The 17,429-nt window shown below is 69.9% G+C and carries 16 protein-coding genes; 8 read left to right on the top strand and 8 right to left on the bottom strand.

Annotated features, from left to right (window positions below; translation table 11 throughout):
* Positions 1-46: 46 nt before the first annotated feature.
* Positions 47-1,357: an NAD(P)/FAD-dependent oxidoreductase gene (locus ATK30_RS02200; RefSeq protein ID WP_244194477.1), complete on the bottom strand. Its 1,311-nt coding sequence runs from the start codon at positions 1,355-1,357 to the stop codon at positions 47-49.
* A 340-nt stretch (positions 1,358-1,697) separates the two neighbouring features.
* On the opposite strand from ATK30_RS02200, the gene ATK30_RS02195 reads away from it, so the two are divergent.
* Complete coding sequence (locus ATK30_RS02195) at positions 1,698-2,099, top strand: hypothetical protein (RefSeq protein WP_101434062.1); 402 nt, start codon at positions 1,698-1,700, stop codon at positions 2,097-2,099.
* A 55-nt stretch (positions 2,100-2,154) separates the two neighbouring features.
* A complete protein-coding gene (locus ATK30_RS02190) occupies positions 2,155-3,600 on the top strand; it encodes an amidohydrolase family protein (protein WP_101434061.1) in 1,446 nt (481 codons plus the stop codon).
* 185 nt (positions 3,601-3,785) lie between these two features.
* Here ATK30_RS02190 and ATK30_RS02185 read toward each other — a convergent pair whose 3' ends face one another.
* Genes ATK30_RS02185 through ATK30_RS02165 form a run of 5 tightly spaced genes read right to left on the bottom strand, consistent with a single transcriptional unit; the run spans position 3,786 to position 8,432 of the window.
* Positions 3,786-4,526: an HpcH/HpaI aldolase family protein gene (locus ATK30_RS02185; protein ID WP_208637242.1), complete on the bottom strand. Its 741-nt coding sequence runs from the start codon at positions 4,524-4,526 to the stop codon at positions 3,786-3,788.
* Positions 4,523-5,299, bottom strand: a complete 777-nt coding sequence (locus ATK30_RS02180) for an SDR family NAD(P)-dependent oxidoreductase (protein ID WP_101434059.1) — start codon at positions 5,297-5,299, stop codon at positions 4,523-4,525. The genes ATK30_RS02185 and ATK30_RS02180 overlap by 4 nt, the downstream gene beginning before the upstream one ends.
* Positions 5,284-6,585 carry a histidinol dehydrogenase gene (gene hisD / locus ATK30_RS02175; protein WP_101434058.1) on the bottom strand — a complete coding sequence of 434 codons (1,302 nt, stop codon included), beginning with the start codon at positions 6,583-6,585 and terminating at the stop codon, positions 5,284-5,286. Before hisD (ATK30_RS02175) ends, ATK30_RS02180 begins: the two co-directional genes overlap by 16 nt.
* Positions 6,586-7,293: an alpha/beta fold hydrolase gene (locus ATK30_RS02170; protein ID WP_244194476.1), complete on the bottom strand. Its 708-nt coding sequence runs from the start codon at positions 7,291-7,293 to the stop codon at positions 6,586-6,588.
* Positions 7,290-8,432: a cupin domain-containing protein gene (locus ATK30_RS02165; protein WP_101434056.1), complete on the bottom strand. Its 1,143-nt coding sequence runs from the start codon at positions 8,430-8,432 to the stop codon at positions 7,290-7,292. Before ATK30_RS02165 ends, ATK30_RS02170 begins: the two co-directional genes overlap by 4 nt.
* A gap of 163 nt (positions 8,433-8,595) precedes the next feature.
* Between ATK30_RS02165 and ATK30_RS02160 the strand changes: the two genes are divergently transcribed.
* On the top strand, positions 8,596-9,588 hold the full coding sequence (locus ATK30_RS02160) for a LacI family DNA-binding transcriptional regulator (protein WP_101434055.1): 993 nt from the start codon (positions 8,596-8,598) through the stop codon (positions 9,586-9,588).
* 39 nt (positions 9,589-9,627) lie between these two features.
* On the opposite strand, the gene ATK30_RS02155 is transcribed toward ATK30_RS02160, so the two are convergent.
* Positions 9,628-10,965, bottom strand: coding sequence for an MFS transporter (locus tag ATK30_RS02155; RefSeq protein WP_101434054.1), 1,338 nt, complete (start codon positions 10,963-10,965; stop codon positions 9,628-9,630).
* A 237-nt stretch (positions 10,966-11,202) separates the two neighbouring features.
* Here ATK30_RS02155 and ATK30_RS02150 point away from each other — a divergent pair, with 237 nt between their 5' ends.
* From ATK30_RS02150 to ATK30_RS02130, 5 genes are all read left to right on the top strand, one after another.
* Positions 11,203-12,195: a nuclear transport factor 2 family protein gene (locus tag ATK30_RS02150; RefSeq protein WP_101434053.1), complete on the top strand. Its 993-nt coding sequence runs from the start codon at positions 11,203-11,205 to the stop codon at positions 12,193-12,195.
* Positions 12,196-12,243: 48 nt separating this feature from the next.
* Positions 12,244-13,203: a LysR family transcriptional regulator gene (locus tag ATK30_RS02145; protein WP_101434052.1), complete on the top strand. Its 960-nt coding sequence runs from the start codon at positions 12,244-12,246 to the stop codon at positions 13,201-13,203.
* A 123-nt stretch (positions 13,204-13,326) separates the two neighbouring features.
* Positions 13,327-14,682 (top strand): histidinol dehydrogenase, encoded by a 1,356-nt coding sequence (hisD, locus tag ATK30_RS02140; protein ID WP_101434051.1) that lies wholly within the window; start codon positions 13,327-13,329, stop codon positions 14,680-14,682.
* Between the two features lie 73 nt (positions 14,683-14,755).
* Complete coding sequence (locus ATK30_RS02135; RefSeq protein WP_158242436.1) at positions 14,756-16,207, top strand: APC family permease; 1,452 nt, start codon at positions 14,756-14,758, stop codon at positions 16,205-16,207.
* Positions 16,204-17,004, top strand: coding sequence for a nitrilase-related carbon-nitrogen hydrolase (locus tag ATK30_RS02130; RefSeq protein ID WP_101434049.1), 801 nt, complete (start codon positions 16,204-16,206; stop codon positions 17,002-17,004). The genes ATK30_RS02135 and ATK30_RS02130 overlap by 4 nt, the downstream gene beginning before the upstream one ends.
* A gap of 23 nt (positions 17,005-17,027) precedes the next feature.
* On the opposite strand, the gene ATK30_RS02125 is transcribed toward ATK30_RS02130, so the two are convergent.
* Positions 17,028-17,321: a PQQ-binding-like beta-propeller repeat protein gene (locus tag ATK30_RS02125; RefSeq protein ID WP_143271339.1), complete on the bottom strand. Its 294-nt coding sequence runs from the start codon at positions 17,319-17,321 to the stop codon at positions 17,028-17,030.
* Positions 17,322-17,429: the final 108 nt, after the last annotated feature.

The following is a 17,429-nucleotide window of genomic DNA, read 5'->3' as shown; positions in this document are numbered from 1 at the left end:
CCGCGCGCCGGACACCGACGCTACCACCGTCCACGATGGACGGAGGTCAGCCCATCACGGTTCCGGAGCTGCCCGCGTTGCGCTCCCGCTTGCGCGAGAACGCGCCGAGGTCGACCCGCAGCCCGGTGTGCACGCCCTTGTACTGCACCGGGTTCGCGTCGTGGTCGGCTCCCGCCTCTACCTGCTCGATCAGGGTGCTCATCATGCGGCCCACCACCGGCGCGTTCTTGAACTGGTTGCCGCTGGTGCCCATCGCCACGTAGAACCCCGGCAGGCCCGTCCGGTCGTAGATCGGCGTCCAGTCGTCGGCCACGTCGTAGACCCCGACCACGCCGCGCGCGCGGTTCGGCACGCGCATTCCCGGCAGCCGCCGGGCCGCGCGCGTCACCTGCGCCTCGAACACGGCCATGGTCGGATTCGGGTTCGCCTCGTCCGGATCGTCGAGCCACTGCAACGGATCGCATTCCGGTTCGGTTCCGCCGACCAGCAGCCCGCCGCCGACCTCGCCGCGGAAGTAGGTGCCCAGATCCATGTCGGCCACCGCCGGCCCCACGCCGCCGGCCGGGTGGTAGCCCTCGGGCGCGAGCACGTGCGCCACCTCCTGCCGCATCGGCCGCACGCCGACGGTGAAGTCCTCCCCCACCCCGGCCAGCTCGTTGAGCTTCCCCGACCACGGCCCGGCCGCGTTCACCACCACCGGCGCCGCGATCCGCGTCCCGTCGGCCAGCACGACCGCGCGCACCCGGCCGTCCGCCGACTCGATCCCGGTCACCGCGGCCCGGAACCGGAACTCCGCGCCCTCCTTCGCCGCGGCGGCCGCCAGGTTCCGCGCGGCCAGCTGCGGATCGGTGACGTAACCGGCATCCGGGGTGTACACGCCGCCCAGCGTTTCGGTGGCGTCGGACCAGAACTCCTCGTCGTCGATGCGCTTGGGCGGCCAGTAGCGCCCGGTGTCGATGCCCGGCACCCGCCGCGCCAGCGTCGCGCCGTCCCACTCCTCGTACGGAACGCCGACCTCGTCGAGCAGCGGGACCCACCCCGACCGCGGCACCACGTCCACGTCGAGCACGACCAGGCCGCTGCGCTCGAACCGGGCCAGGTCCCCGACGTCGTGACCGAGATGATCGGCCCAGTCCGACCAGCAGAACTGCGCCTCCCAGGCCGCCGACACCCCGGCCAGGGTGGAGAAGTTGTACCGGATCACCGCGCTCGACGCACTGGTCGAGCCCTGGCCCGCCCCGCTCGCCCGGTCGGCCACGACCACCCGGCGTCCCGCCCTGGCCAGCTCCAGCGCGACGGCCGAGCCGATCACCCCCGCGCCCACCACCACGGCATCCGCGCCGATTTCCGCGCTCATCATGTCCTCCCTGACGGTGCCCGCTGCCTCACGGGGCCGTTTCCTCGCATTCGCGGTCCTGCCGATCGTGCTCGGCGAACACCTCCTTCCGCGATAGACAACTGTCGCGGCCGAACCGGTCCGCCGACAACGAATGACGGTGGTCATCGGCACGACAGCAGCGACTCCCGACCAGGAAGGGCGACTACGCGTGCATGCGGACGGCGCACCCGTCGCGACGACAGCGCGTCGTATCGACAAATGTCGAGGGCACCGCCGTGTTCTCGCGACTTTTGTACAGAGCCGCGCGGGACTCGCAGTCATACGCTACGGCTCTCATCGCCGATGATTGGGAGCAACGTTGGCCGACCTGATCTTCATGTCCCAGGAACACATCGACCGGATGAACGAGTTGCTCGGCGACTCGGCCGAGGTCGCTGCCGCGTGCGCACGGCTGGACCGCGACTACGCGATCGCCTACGAGCTGAGCGACGGACCGGGTGGCACCGTGTACTGGACGTTGCGCTTCGACCGGGAGGCGGGCGCGTCGTTCTCGCTGGAGCCGCCAGTCCACGCCGACGTGACCTATCTGTCGGATTGGGCCGAAGCGATTCGCTTCAGTCGCGCGGCTCGCGAAGGTGCTCAGGCCGCCGAACCGGTGCTCGAGACGCGCGGCGATCCGTCGGTGACCGAGCGCGTCGCCGAGGCATACTCGGTCGCGCAGAGCACCGCGACGCTTCCGACCGTATTTCCGGAAGTCTGAACGGTGCCTGCCGGGTCATGACATTGCCAGACAACGAAGTCAGGAAAGGAAGACGATGGCACTCCTGCTGACCGGTGCGACCGTCATCGACGGTGTTTCCGACAAGGCCCTCGACGGCCAGGCGATCCTGATCGAGAACAATCGCATCGCGGCTATCGGCAGGCCTGCCGAGCTCCCGGTCCCGGCAGACGCCGAAACCGTGGATTTCAGCGGAAAGTTCGTCATCCCCGGGCTGATGAACGCCAACGTGCACCTCCTCATCAGCATCTTCCTGGAAATACTCGTCCGTTACGAAGGACGTTACGAGGATTTGATCACCGAGGCCGCCCAGGTCGCCCTGAAAAGCGGAATGACGACGGTGTTCGACTCCTGGGGGCCCCGGCGCGCGCTCATCGCGGTTCGCGACAAGATCGACCGGGGCGAGGTCGCGGGCAGCCGGATTCGCTGCGCCGGCAACATCATCGGGCTCGACGGCCCGTTCTCCGGCGATTTCGACGGCAGGGTCCCGGGGATCGGGACCTCTCACCTCGTCGACCGGGTGAACGCGACGTGGGTGGAAAACACCGGCCGGCATCTGATGTGGCTGACCCCCGAGGCGGTGGGCGAAGAGGTTCGCAAGTACCTCGAACGCGGTGTCGATTTCGTCAAATACGCGTCGAACGAACACGGCGCGACGGCTGCCGGCGCCTTCATCCAGTTCTCGGAGCGCACGCAGCGCGTCATCGTCGAAGAAGCCCATCGCGCCGGGTTGACCGCGCAATCGCACACTTCCACGGTCGAGGGCCTGCGAATGTCGATCGAGGCCGGTTGCGACCTCATCCAGCATTGCAACATGACCGGGCCCACTGAGATCCCGGAGGAGACTCTCGACCTGTTCACGCGGCGAAACTGCTGTGCCGTCATTTTTCCCTTGACGGACAACGGCCTTTCCATCCTCAAGCAGTCCATTTCGGACCCCGAATGGACGATGTGGAAGGCCGCGGATGCCAATACCCGCAATCTCGTGAGCTCCGGCGCGAAGATCCTGCTCGCCAACGACGGAGGCGTTTTCGCGCCGGAGGTCATGCGGGAGCCGCTCATCAAGGGCACCTGGAACGGCTTGCCCGAGGACGAAGCTCTCGGGAGACTGGCGACAGGTCACTTCCTCTGGCTGCGGGCCATGGAGGAAAAGGGCATGTCGCCGATGGACTTGCTGCACGCGGCGACCCGCAACGTCGCCGAAGCCTACAAGGTCGACCACGATCTCGGTACACTCGAAGCGGGCAAGATCGCCGACATGGTGGTGCTCGACGCGGATCCGTTGCAGGGGGCCAAGAACTACGAGAGCATCCACGCGGTCATCAAGGACGGCGCGCTGGTAGATCTCGACGCGCTCCCGGAGCGGCCGCTGTTGACCGCAGACCTTCCCGCACCGCTCGAGGAAGAAGCCCGCTACGAAAGGTTCCTCCATCATGGTGCACGCCTGCCGGGTTGCCCGTCCTGTTTGGACGGAGCGCACTGACCCGCCTTCACGAATCTGGTGAATTCAAGGTCTCGGCCGCCCCGGTCATCGGCGGCCGAGCCGGAGAAGTCGGTTGCGCGACGGGTGTTTCGCCTGGTGCACCGCCTCGGCTGGGTGCAGCGCACCGTCGTTGGCGATTCACCCGTCCGCACCAGGGCGCCGTCCGACCATCGCGCGGACGCCGATCAGCCGAACGGCGACCTCTCGGCGAGCTCCGCCAGAGTGTGGAGCAGCACGTGCGTGATGTTGTAGATCACCAGCCCATGCGGTGCTTGCCGAGCCTGTTCCCGAGTGCCGACGATGCTCGTCATCGGCTTGCCGGCGGACTCCGCCGCTGCCGAGACAGCGTCGAGCGCCTGCGCGACCGCGGGTTCGGCGGCACCGCCGAGCGCCACCGCCAAGTCCGCTGGCCCCACCAGAACCGAGTCGACGCCTGGGATCGCGAGGATCTCGGGGGCGGCCGCGCAGGCTTCCGGTGTCTCCAGCATGGGCACCACGACGGTCGTTTCCGCCGCCTGTTCCAGGTGCTCGGCGATGCCGCGGGCACCGAACCGGCCGGCCCGGCTGTAGGTCGCGAAACCCCGCTTCCCGAGCGGTGGATAGTGCGCGGCCGCGACCGCGGCGCGGGCCTGTTCTGCGGTGTCGACGTGCGGCACGATCACCCCGTCCGCGCCGAGGTCGAGCACCCGCAGCACGAGCGCGGGTTCGGCCGCTCCGACCCGGACCAGGACGCCGAGCCCGTGCGCTTGGGCGGCCACGACGTGCTGCTGCAGCGGCACCAGGTCCGCGGGCCCGTGCTCGCAGTCGAGCACGACGAAGTCGAGCCCGGCCACTCCGGCCATCTCGACCAGCGTCTCCGCGGGCAGCCGCAGCAGGCCGCCGAGCAGTCGTTCCCCGGACCGGAGCCGTTGTTTCAGCGTGCTCACCGCGCCACCATCCCGGCCGACAGGTCGATGTCGGCCGCGCACAAGCCCGGCATCGCCAGCATCGCGAGCACCGCGGAAGCCACTTCTTTCTCGGTGACCATCCTGCCCAACGCCGCACGGCTCGTGAACGCTCGCTCGGCCTCGTCGTAGCTGACGCCGGTGCGTTCGGCCTCCAGCCGGAAATTGCGTTCCATCCGCGGACCTTCGACGGGCCCGGGCGACAGCGAGTTCACTGTCACCCCTTGCGGTCCGACCTCGCCGGCCAGCGTGGCCGTCAGGCCTAGCACGGCCATTTTGGACGCGCAGTACGGAGTGCGGCGCAGCAGCGGACGTTTTCCGCTCACCGAGGCGATGTTGACGACGTCGCCCGTGCCCCGCGCCGCCATCGGCGGCAGGAACGCCCGGCACACCAGGTAAACCCCGCGCACGTTGACCCCGAAGACCTCGTCCCACTCCTCCGGTTCGACGTCGACCAGCGGCTTGACCGGCCCGGCGACCCCGGCGTTGTTCACCAGCACCGAGATCTCCTCGTCGGCGAGTTCGTCGGCGAGAGCGCCCACCGAGTCCGGATCCGCCACATCGCACACGGCTGCCCGGCCCGGTCCGGGCAGCGCCGCCACCGTTTCCTCGAGGTTGTCCTTTCGCCGTCCGGCCACGACCACTCGCGCACCGGCATGCGATAGCGCACCGGCGATCGCCCGGCCCAAACCGTTGCCGCCGCCGGTGACCAGCGCCGTGCGCCCGGCGAGCTGGCCCGTCACGCCGGGTTCCACGAAAGCTCCCCCCGCCGGAACTCGACCGCGCGCACGTCGCCGGAGCGGGCGTGCCCTTCGAAAAGCTCCACGCGCGCCGCGCGCCCGCAAACCTCGCCCAGCAGCACGCTCGACTCGCTGCTCGTGACTTCCTGGTAGGTCACGGTCTTCAAGTACTTCCCCACCCAAAGCCCGCCGGTGTACCGGGCAGCGCCGCGCGTGGGCAGGACGTGGTTGGTGCCGATCACCTTGTCGCCGTAGGACACGCAGGTGCCCGGGCCGAGGAAAAGCGCGCCGTAGTCCCGCATCTTCTCCAACGCCTGCCGCGGTTCCTCGGTCAGCACCTGGACGTGTTCGAACGCGTAGGTGTCCGCCAGCGCAAACGCTTCGTCGAGGTCGTCCACGACGTGGATCTCCCCGTGGTCGCGCCAGGCCGGACCGGCGAAATCGCGAGTCGGCATCCCGGGCAGCAGCGCCTCGACGTGCTCCAGCACCTCGCGAGCGACGTCCTCGGACGTGGTGATCAGCACTGCCGGGGAGTCCGGGCCGTGTTCGGCCTGGGACAACAGGTCCACCGCGACGACGAACGGATCGGCGGTGTGGTCGGCGACGATCAGCACCTCGGTCGGACCGGCGAACAGGTCGATCCCCACCTCGCCGAACAACTGGCGCTTCGCTTCCGCGACATAAGCGTTGCCCGGCCCGGCGATGAGGTCGACGCGCCCGACGGTCTCGGTCCCGACCGCCATCGCGGCGACCGCCTGCACTCCGCCGAGGAGGTAGATCTCGTCCGCTCCGGCCAGATGCATGGCGGCGACCGTCGCCTCCGGCACTTCCCCGCGGATCGGCGGCGTACAGGCGGCAACCCGCGGCACCCCGGCCACCTTCGCGGTCACGATCGTCATGTGCGCCGAAGCGGTCAGCGGGTAGCGGCCGCCGGGCACGTAGGCGCCCGCGGCGGCGACCGGAACATGCTTCTGTCCCAAGTGGACACCGGGAAGAGTCTCGATCTCGAACTCCTGCAACGAATCCCGCTGCCGCTGCGCGAAGGTGCGCACCTGGTCCTGGACGAACCGGATGTCGTCGAGCACCTGGCCGGGCACGCGGGCGACGATCTTCTCGATCTCCTCGGCGGAAAGCCGGAACGACTCGGGCGACCACGCGTCGAACTTCGCCGAGCAGTCGCGGACCGCGGCGTCCCCGCGTTCGCGAATGTCGGCGATGAGGGCGCGGACCCGGTCGCCGACGTCGGTGCGCTCGGCCGCGACCTGCTCGGCCGGGACGGCGGATTTCAAGGTCTTGGGCATTCAGGACTCCTTCGAGAGTGGGGAAAGACTGCACAGCCAGTCGGCCAGCACCGCCGCCGCGGCACCGGGTGCCTCGAACGTCAGCAGGTGCCCGGCTTCCGGAAGCACCCGCAACGAGGCGTTTCGCGCTCGCGCGGCGATCGAGCGGTGGAATTCGGGCGGGCACAAGCGGTCCCGGGCTCCGGAAACCACGAGCATCGGACAGGAGAGGCCCGCGACGGCCGCGTGCGCGTCCTGCCGGGTCGCCTGGGCGGCGAGCTGGGCGCGGAACGTGCTGGGGCCGACCCGTCGCGCCATGGCGAGGAAACGCCGGTGCAGCACGGGATCCGGGCCAGAGAACATCGTCGGCAGGATCTCCTGCGCGACCACCGAATCGAACTCGCCGTCGCGCGTGCGGCGGTCGAACCCGGCCCAGGCAGCGAGCTGCTCAGCGGTCGGCGCGGCGGCGTTGGTCGAGACGGCGCAGAATCCGGCGAGCCGTTCCGGCGCCCGGCGGGCGACCTCGAAGCCGGCGATCGCACCGAGACTGAGCCCCGCGAGCACGAACGGGCCCTCGACCGCGGCCAGGATCTGCTCGGCCATCCCGCCGATGTCCGGCGCGGTGATCTCCGCGTCGACGACCGGCCCCGGCAGCTGTGGCCGCACGTCCGCCCAGACGTCGGCGTCGCACAGCATTCCCGGGACCAGCACCACGGGCAGAGCGGTCACCGGCCGGCCGCGCGGGGCAGCAAATGCCAGGGCGCGAGGTAACCGTTGTGGTCCCGTCCCACGCCGGCGTCGGCCGCCGCCTTGACGACCTCGTCGTCCCAGTCGAGCCGAACGCGGCCGTCCCCGCTGTTGACGACCAGCAGCGTCGCCCGTTCGCCGGAGACGTTGCGGATGCTGCGCCACGCACCACGCGGCACGGAGACCATGTCCCAGGGGCCGAGGCGCACGCTCACCTCGTCGTGCCGGTTGAGCGTCACCTCCCATTCGCCGTCCTTGACCAGCAGCACCTGCGTTTCGTCGTGCCGGTGCAGCGGAATGCCCTCGCCCGGCTCGGCGCGCAGCCACGCGACGTTGTGCCCGTGCGGGTGGTAGACCCGCGGCTCCTGGTCGCGATCCTCGGTCATGCCGAAGCCGATCACGGGGGCCAATTCCACGCGCCCGCCGGAAACCGCGGTGCCCAGCAGAGCTCGGCTCGACCACTGCAAATCGTCGCTCGTGGCGACCCGGCGGCGCAGCTTCGCGGCGTCGTAGGACGGCAGGGCCGCGATGTCCGCCGGGGCCATCGGCTGGATCAGCTCCGCCGGGTCGGGAACCTCGTCCCCCGCGAGAGTGTCGACCAGCTGGTTGTCCGCGGTCAGGTACAGGCCGTGGCCCGCGGCCTCGCGCAGCACCGAGGGACCCCAGATGATGCCGCCGGTGTCGTCGTGTCCGAGGACGGTGAACAGCCAGCCGTCGTCCGGGCCGATGTTGGTGAACCCGCGGAAGATCCACGTCGGGATCGAGGCGATGTCGCCCTCGCGCAGCACCAGCTCGCCCTCGCCGCCGTCCGCGCCCCAGCGGAGCAGGAACTCGCCGCGGAAGCACAGGAACACTTCCGCGGTGAAGTGCAGGTGCAGGTTGTTCGTGATCCCGTGCGGCATCGCGGCGGCGCCGATGTTGAACCCGTGCGGCTCGCGCAGGTTCACCACCTGGTCCGCGTTCTGGGTCACCCCCGGGCCGATCATCGAGTAGTTCTCCTTGCGGTCCGACCCCGGCGTCCGGCAGTCGATGAACGCCTGGTCGCAGGACACGAAATCTGCCCGCCGGATCGTCCGGCGGGCCAGTTCGCCGGCCGGCACCGGCCCGTCGTCGGTACGCATGGCACCCCTCCGAAAACTGGTTGTTTATACGTATGCATACGACCATTGGCGCGGCTGTCTGTCAAGGCGCTCCAGCGTCCGGCTTTCTGGCGAGCCGCGCGAGGCCGGTCCGGAATTTCCGCTAGGATCCGTATGCACAAGCCGTTGCGCGGAAGAGGAGCCGATGCCGATCACGAGCCACGACGTGGCCCGGCTCGCCGGGGTGTCGCAGCCGACCGTGTCCCGGGCGCTGCGCGGGGACCACCGGGTTTCGGAGGCCACCCGCGTCCGCGTGCGCGAGGCCGCGGACGCGCTGGGCTACGTGCCGAGCGAAGCCGGCCGGAGCCTCGCCACCCGGTCGACGCACTGCGTCGGAGTGGTCGTCACGGATCTGGCCAACCCGTTCTACCCGCACCTGATCGGCCCGCTGCACGACACGCTCGAACAGCACGGCTACCGGATGATGCTCTTCGCCGAACGCAGCGAGGCCGCGCTGGAGACCGAGCGGCTGCTGGACCGGTCGATCGACGGGGTCGTGCTCACCACCGCGGTGATCGGCTCGGCCCTGCCCGCCGAACTCGCCCGCCGCGGGCTCCCGTTCGTCTTCCTCAACCGGGAAACCGGCGGCGGCGACGCCGACGCGGCGGTCGTCGACAACGAGGCGGGCGGGCGGCTGGTCGCCGAGGAGCTGCTGCGGCTGGGCCATTCGGACATCGCCCTGATCGGCGGCCCCGGCGACACGACCACCGGACGCGATCGGGAGCACGGCTTCCGGATCAGCCTTTCCGAGGCCGGCGTCGGCCTGCCGCGCCGCTGGGTCCGCCAGGGTCCGTTCGACTACGGCACCGGGTACGAGGGCCTGCTCGCCCTGATGTCCGACGGCCCGCGCCCCACCGCGGTCTTCTGCGGCAACGACGTCATCGCGATCGGCGCGATCAACGCCGCCCGCCGGCTCGGCCTGGACATCCCCGGCGACCTCACCGTCATCGGCTTCGACGACCTGCCGATGGCCGCCTGGGAGACCTTCGACCTGACGACGGTCCGCCACGACCTCGACGGGATGGCCAAGGCCGCGGCGGAGCTCCTGGTCGAACGCCTCTCCGGAAACGCCGAACCCCCGCGGCGCACGGTGTTCGCGCCCTCGCTCGTGTCCCGGGGAACGCACGCGCCGCGATGACTCCCGCGGCCGGCACGCCGACAGCGGGAGTCCGACGGCTCATCGCGCGTATTTGTCCGCGGAGAGGTCGCTGCGGTAGGTCTCCTTCATGAAGACCGTGATCACCACCAGCGCCAGCACGGCCGCGGCCGCGAGGTACGCCCACACCGCGTAGATCGTGCCGAACTCCGCCACGAGCAGGGTCGCGACGAACGGCGTGATGCCCATGAAGATCGAGAACGAGCAGTTGTAGGCGATCGAGCTCGCGCTGAACCGGGTCCGGGTCGCGAACATCTCCGCCGCGCACACCGTGACGATGCCGGTCAGGAAGAACTCCGGGACCAGATAGATCAGCTGGCTCGCCACCGCGGCCCCGAAGGTGCCGGCCTGGCCGACCCGGAACGCCAGCGGCACCAGCACGATGCAGCACACCGCCCCGGTGACGAGCATCGGCTTGCGCCCGATGCGGTCGGAGATCGCACCGGCCAGCGGCAGCAGCGGGATCAGCACCGCGACCGAGATCGCGTTCGACAGCCAGGCCGCGGACTTCGACAGGTGCAGCGTTTCCGACAGGTATTCGGGATAGAAGGTGACCCAGGCGTAGGACAGGATCGCGAGCATGATCGACGCGCCGCAGAACACCAGGATCGGCCGCCACTGCGAACGCAGCGCTTCGCGGAGGGGCGCTTCGACGACATTCGTCCCGTGCTCGGTGGCGGCGACGAATTCCGGCGTCTCGTCGAGCCGGCTGCGCAGCCACACCCCGATCGCGCACAACGGCAGCACCGCCAGGAACGGGATCCGCCAGCCCCAGCTGTGCAGCGCCGCGTCGCTGAACAAGGCACTCATCAGCGCGGCCGTGCCGGCTCCGGCGAGGATGCCGAAGAAGCAGCTGTTCGACGCGAACGACGTGTAGAACCCACGCCGGCGCGGCTCGGCCCACTCGACCACGAACGCGACCGCGCCGACATACTCGCCGCCCGCGACCATGCCTTGCAGCACGCGCAGCACCAGCAGGATCAGCGGAGCCGCCAGCCCGATCTGGCCGTAGGTGGGCAGCACGCCGATCGCCGCCGTGGACACGCCCATGAACAGCACCGTCCACAGCAGCACCTTCTTGCGCCCCAGCCGATCGCCCCACCGGCCGAGCAGAGTCCCGCCCAGCGGACGGACCAGGCAGGCGATCGCGATCACCGCGTACGCGCTCAGCACGCTCGCGGTGTGGTCGCTCGCCGGGAAGAAGGACGCCGCGAGGACCGGCGCCATGTAGCCGTAGAGCCCGTAATCGAACTGTTCGACGAAGTTGCCGATACTGCCGGCGAGGATCACCCGGCGGATCACCTTTCGACGTCCGGTCGCCTCGGCGGACGCGGCTGCGGTGGGCGCGACGGTGGACATGACACCTCCAGTGGCGTCTCACAACGGCTCAGCCGTTTGCATACGTATGGATGGCAACTTAAGTGGCCCGGGTCACCGGGTCAAGGCCACCGCGACCACGAATTTTCCCAAGGTGGTGCCCGCGTGATCATTCGGACGGCGCTCTCGGTCGCTTCCCTTGCCTCCGGGAATGCATACGGATACAGTGCCCATCGCCAGAGTGCCCGCCGTCAGCTCCCCGCCGAGAAAGGAACCACCATGCCGCTCGATCCGGTCGCCTACCAGCCCTACGAGGACCCGGACGACTTCATCCGCGAGGTCACCGACCGGATCTGGGTGCAGCGCGACATCTCCTACATCGTCGACAACTACGAACCCGACTCGATTGTGCACGGCGGCCTCGGCACCGTGACCGGCCGGGAAGGCGTCATCGAAGGCAGCCTGATGCGGATCGCGCAGGTGCCGCAGCACGTGGGCCAGGCCGAGGACGTCGTCTGGGAGGCCCGGGGCGACGACGCCTTCCTCAGCTCGCACCTCGTTTTCTCCAGCGACACCCACCTCGTGGACGGCCGGCCGGTGCCGGTCCGCAAGCGCACCATCGCCAACTGCCTGTACCGGCGCGGACGGATGGTCGAGGAATGGGTCGTCCGGGACGACCTCGCGGACTGCCTGCAGCTCGGGCTCGACCCGGCCGAAGTGGCGCGCGGGCTGCGCTTCCGCGGCTACGAAGGCTCGATGACGAAACCCGCGCCCGCCGACGTCCTCGCCGCGGGCGACAGCGGGCCGCGCGCGGACGACTACCGGCCCGAATGCGAAATGGTGCTGGAGTTCGTCGAAGAGGTCTGGAACGCACGCCGGCTGCACAAGGTCGGCGAATACATGCAGCGAGACCTGTTCCTGCACACCGTCGGCGACCGGACGGTGCTCCGGCCCGACGGGTACCAGAAGGATCTGCTCACCCAGATCGCGCCGTTCCCGGACGCCCGGTTCGAGATCCGCGACATCCAGGCCAACAACGCCGCGCGCTACGCCGGGCTGCGCATCGCCGTGCTCTGGGTGATGCGGGGCAGCTATCGCGGGGTCGCCGATTTCGGGCCGCTGACCGGCAAGCCGGTCGAACTGCTCGGCGTATCGCAATTCCTCGTGCAGAACGGGCGGATCGTGCGCGAGGTCCGGGTGTTCGACCAGATCTCGCTCCGGGCGCAGATCAACGGCCACGAGAGCTCGTTCGCCGAAACCAACATCTACTGACCCCGCATCTACTGACCCCGCCGGGCGGCGCCCGCTTAGGATCGGCCGATGGAGCAGGAGTCCCGGGACGGCGACCGGGTGACCTTGAACCAGCTGCGGGCGTTCGTCGCGGCGGAAAGCCGGGGCTCGTTCACCCGGGGCGCCGTCCAGCTGGAGATTTCCCAGGCCTCGATGTCGGAATTGATCCGCCGGCTCGAGGAAGAGCTCAACGCGGTCCTCTTCCATCGCGGCGCGCGCCGGCTGACGCTCACCGCGGCCGGCGAGGAACTGCTGCCGTTCGCGCGCCGCGCGGTCCACGCGACCGACGAGGGCGTCCGCGCGGTGCAGTCGCTTGGTTCGCTGGGCGGCGGGACCGCGACCTTCGGGGTCCTCCGCAACGCGGACTACTACCTGCTCGGCAATCTCGCGCAGACCTTCCACCGCCGGTATCCGTCGGTCAAGGTCCGGCTGGTCGGGCAGAATTCCGCGGAGACCGCGGACGCCATCCGGGCCGGCGACATCGAGGCCGGGCTCATCGTGCTTCCGGTCGACGACGAGGGCCTGGACATCACGCCGCTGATGCGGGACGAGGTCCGCTACGTGAGCGCCGACCCGGCCGCGGCCGCGAAACCGGTCAGCATCCGGCAATTCGCGGCCGCGCGGCTGGTCCTCTACGACGCCCGCTACGGCTGGCGGGACCCCACCCGCCGGCAGCTCGCCGACCGGGCTCAGCTCGCCGGCGTGCGGATCGAGCCGATCTTCGAGATCGAGCACGTGGAAGCCGCGCTGAAGCTGGTCGCGGACGGGGCCGGCGACACCATCGCCAGCACCGCCGTGGTCCGCAGCGCCGCGTTCCCCCCAGGACTGCACACGGCGCCGTTCGAAGAGCCGCTTTTCGACACCATCGCCATCGCGCGCAAGCGCGGCCGCCCGTTGTCGCGCGCCACGCGGGAATTGGCCCGGCTGGCTGAGGACGCGGTCAGCGACGCCCGCGGCCCGGCCGCCCGCCCCAAGCGCACCCGCGGCTAGCAGTGTCCGGTTTGGACAGTTTCGCGTCCGGGCACCGCACCCGGAGGCATCGGGCAATCCGATGGCTCGGTCAGGATCGCACCCTCTGGTCCGTTGGCTGAATCGCGCTTACCGTCTCGTGCCATGCAGATCACCCCCTCCGAGGCAGCCCAGCTCGGCCCGTTGACCTGGCTCAAGAAGCCCGCTGTGGACGGGCCTCCGGCCCAGCGCGACCCGCGCGTCGTCGAACGCGTCAGCGAAATGCTGCGCGACATCGAGCGCCGCGGCCTCGCCGCGGTCCGCCAGTACTCCGAAGACCTCGACGGCTGGACCGGCTCGCTCGAACTCGGCCAGGACGAGCTGCGCCGTTCCGGCGACCAGCTGCCCGCCGACCTGCGCGCGGCCCTCGAACTCGGCTACGAGCGCACCAGCCGGTTCGCCGCCGCCCAGCGCGAACACCTGACCGACTTCGAGATCGAACTGGCCGATTCGGTCGTCTGCGGGCAGCGCTACGTACCGGTCCGCCGGGTCGGCGCCTACCTGCCCGCCGGCCGATTCCCGTTGCTGGCCAGCGCGTTCATGACGGTCGGCGTCGCCAAGGCCGCGGGCGTGCCGTCCGTTCTCGCGTGCACTCCCCCGTCCGGCGAGCACGGCGCGCATCCGGCGGTGCTTTACGGCGCCTACCTTTCCGGCGCGGATCGCGTGTTCGCCCTCGGCGGCGTCCAGGCGCTCGGCGCGATGGCGTTCGGGCTCCTGGACGAGGCCCCGGTGGACATGCTCGTCGGCGCGGGCAACGCCTACGTCACCGAAGCGAAGCGGCAGCTGTTCGGCCAGGTCGGCATCGACCTGCTCGCCGGACCGTCCGAAGTGGCCGTGATCGCCGACGAGACCGCCGACCCCGACTGGGTCGCGGCCGATCTGCTCGGACAGGCCGAGCACGGACCCAACTCGCCGGCCGCGCTGGTGACCACGTCCGAGGAGTTCGGCCGCCAGGTCATCGCCGCCATCGACCGCCGCCTGGCGACGCTCGCCACCAGCGAGGTGGCCGGTCCGGCGTGGCGCGACTTCGGCTCGGTCGTCGTCGCCCGCGACGCGGCCCAGGCCGCCGCGGTCAGCGACGTCTGGGGCCCCGAGCACCTCGAAATCCAGACCGCGGACGACGACTACTACCTCAAGAACCTCGCCAACTACGGCTCGCTGTTCCTGGGCCGGTGGAGCACCGTCGCCTACTCCGACAAGGGGATCGCGGGCACCAACCACGTCCTGCCGACCGGCAAGACCTCCCGCTACAACGCCGGTCTGTCGGTCTCGCGCTTCCTCAAGCCGCTCACGTACCAGCGCGCCGCCAAGGAAGGCACCGCCGCGCTGGCGCCAGCGGTCGAACGGATTTCCGCGTTCGAGGGCCTGGCCGCGCACGAGGCCACCGCCACCGTCCGCATCGAACACATCGGCCGCCACTCCGGCGCGTTCGACGGCACTCCCGCCGTCGACCGGAACTGACCACGATCACCCGGCCCGTCCCCGCCGCCATGTGCCGCGCCCCGGCACCGAAACCAGACAGAGGCTGATGGACATGTCCGCACCCGCCAACGGAAACCAAGCCGCCGCACCGGAAAGACTGCGACGAGAACTCAAAGTCACGGACGCGGCCGCGTTCTCCGTCGGTCTCATCGGCCCGGTCGGCGCCATGGCGCTGCTCGGCGTGGGCGCGGCCGGCCTGCTCGGCGAAGGCGCCACCTGGGCCTTCGTTTTCGCCATCCTCGGCGTCTCGCTGGTCGGCTACGGCTTCGTCAAGCTCTCGCAGCACATCTCGCACACCGGATCCGTCTACGCGCTGGTCGGCCGCACCCTCGGCCCGCGCGCCGGATTCGTCGCCGGGGCCGCGCTGTTCACCGCGTACGCGACCATCGGCACCGGCTCGACCATTGAAATCGCGTTGTTCTTCAACAAAGTCCTCGGGCAGCTAGGCCTGGCCGGGGCCGGGGCGTCCGAATGGATCTGGACCGCCTTGGTCGCGCTGGTGCTGGTGGTCGCGCTGTCGCTGAGCGAAATCCGCGTCATCACGCGGATTCTGCTGATCTGCGAACTGGCCGGGGCCGCGCTGGTCGGCTTGCTCAGCATCGTGATCATCGTGCGGGTCGCGGCCGGCCACGGTCCGCACGGGCAGACCTTCAGCTGGAATTTCCTGCATCTGCCCGCCGGCACCGGAGTCGGCACGATCGCCGGCGCCGCGGTGTTCGGGTTCCTCGCGTTCGCCGGGTTCGAAGGCGCCGCGTCGCTCGGCGAGGAGACGATGAACCCCAAGCGGGAGATCCCCCGCGCCCTGAAGATCACCATCGTGGTGGTCGGCGCGTTCTTCCTGCTCGCCATCGTCGGGCAGGCCCTCGGCTACGGCACCGGACCGGCCGGGGTGAAAGCCTTCTCCGCGGCCGAAGATCCGTACGGCGACCTGGCCGGGCAGTACCTCGGCAGCGCGATGGGCGTCCTGCTGAACCTGGTCGCCAGCGTGAGCCTGTTCGCGATCACCCTCGGCACCGTCAACGGCGCGGCCCGGGTCGGCTACGCGCTGATTCGCGACGCCGGGGTCCCCGGTCCGGTCGTGCGGCTGACCAAACGCGGAGCGCCGGTCGGCACGATCGTCGTGACCAGTCTCCTGATCCTCTGCTTCGCCGTCGGGCAACGACTGGCCGGGACCGGAGTCCTGGACGCCACTTTCTACTGGCTCACCATCGGAACCATCTCCCTGCTCGTCGCCTACGCCATGGCCACCGTCGGCGCGTTCCGGTTCCTTTTCCTCAGCGGCCGGCCGAACGCGCCGCGCTGGCAGGCAGTCGTCCCGGTGCTCGCACTCGCCTTCATCGCGTACACGATCTTCAAGAACGTGGTGGGCGTGTCCGGCCCGTACCGGTTCTTCCCGTACATCATTCTCGCGGTTCTCCTCGTAGCCACCGTCGTCGTGGCCGCGGTGCCCGGCCTCGCCGACCGGGTCCGGACGCGGATCGCCGATCAGGGAGACAGCGAATGACCCGGATCGTCTGCGTCCAGCTCGCTCCGCGCGTCGGCGAGCTGGACGCGAACCACCGCCAGATCGTCAGCACGATCGCCGAAACGAGGGCCGACATTCTCGTCCTGCCGGAACTGGCCACGAGCGGATACGTCTTCGAGTCGGCGGCCGAGGCCGCGGAGTGCGCGATTCCGCCGGACGACCCGAAGATCGGCGAGTGGGCAGCAGCGATCAACGGCGACTCGGTGGTGGTCTGCGGGTACGCCGAACGCGGACCCGAGGGCGTTCTGTACAACAGCGCGGTTCTGCTGGATTCCACTGGAATCCTGGCCAGCTACCGGAAAACTCATCTGTGGGACCGGGAAAAGCTGTTCTTCGCCCCGGGAAGCCAGCCTCCGCCAGTCGTCGCCACCCGGTTCGGCCGGATCGCGGTCATGGTCTGCTACGACCTGGAATTCCCCGAATACACCCGGCGCGTCGCCCTCGACGGCGCCGACCTGATCGCCGTCCCGACCAACTGGCCCGAAGTCGCCCGGCCCGAGGGAGAACGGCCGCCGGAAGTCGTCATCGCCCAAGCCGCCGCCCGCGTCAACCGGGTCGCCATCGCCTGCTGCGACCGCTCCGGAACCGAACGCGGCCAACGGTGGACGGAGGGAACGACGATCGTCAGCGACGACGGCTGGATCGCTGCCACCGCGGGACCGGACGGACGCGCGGAGTGGGACGCAGACCTCGTTTCGGCCCGGGACAAGAACATCAGTACCCGCAACCACCTCTTTGGCGATCGGAGAACCGATCTGTACGGGCTGTCTCGCTGAAGCCTGACGGGGATTTCGTCGTGTCAGGCACCGGAAACAGCGACCACGCCGGTCATGGTGCCGACATAGGCGTGGTCCCCGGACAGGGTGGGAGAGGTGAAATGCGGGACGGTGCCTAGATTCAGCTGGCCCCGCACCGAGCCGTCGGCGGGTGCCAGGGCGTACAGGACGTTCTCCGTGGCGGCCAGGATCTGCCCGCCAACCACCAGCGGCTGCCCGTACATCGCACCGTCCAAAGTGGTCTGCCAGGCCGTCCCGAGCGTGCCCAGCGGTGCGAGATCGACCGCGTCGCCGGTGGCCGATGACTCCACTGGCACCGCAGTATCCCGCGCGACAGCGCCGAGCGGCGCGGGCCGTCCAGGCTAACCGGCAACGCCCCCTCCGAGCCGCGGATCGGAGGGGGCCCAACATCGGCTACGGCGGTG

Source organism: Amycolatopsis echigonensis, from assembly GCF_002846615.1.
Lineage (GTDB): Bacteria > Actinomycetota > Actinomycetes > Mycobacteriales > Pseudonocardiaceae > Amycolatopsis > Amycolatopsis echigonensis.
This window is presented reverse-complemented; position numbering and strand designations above follow the sequence as displayed.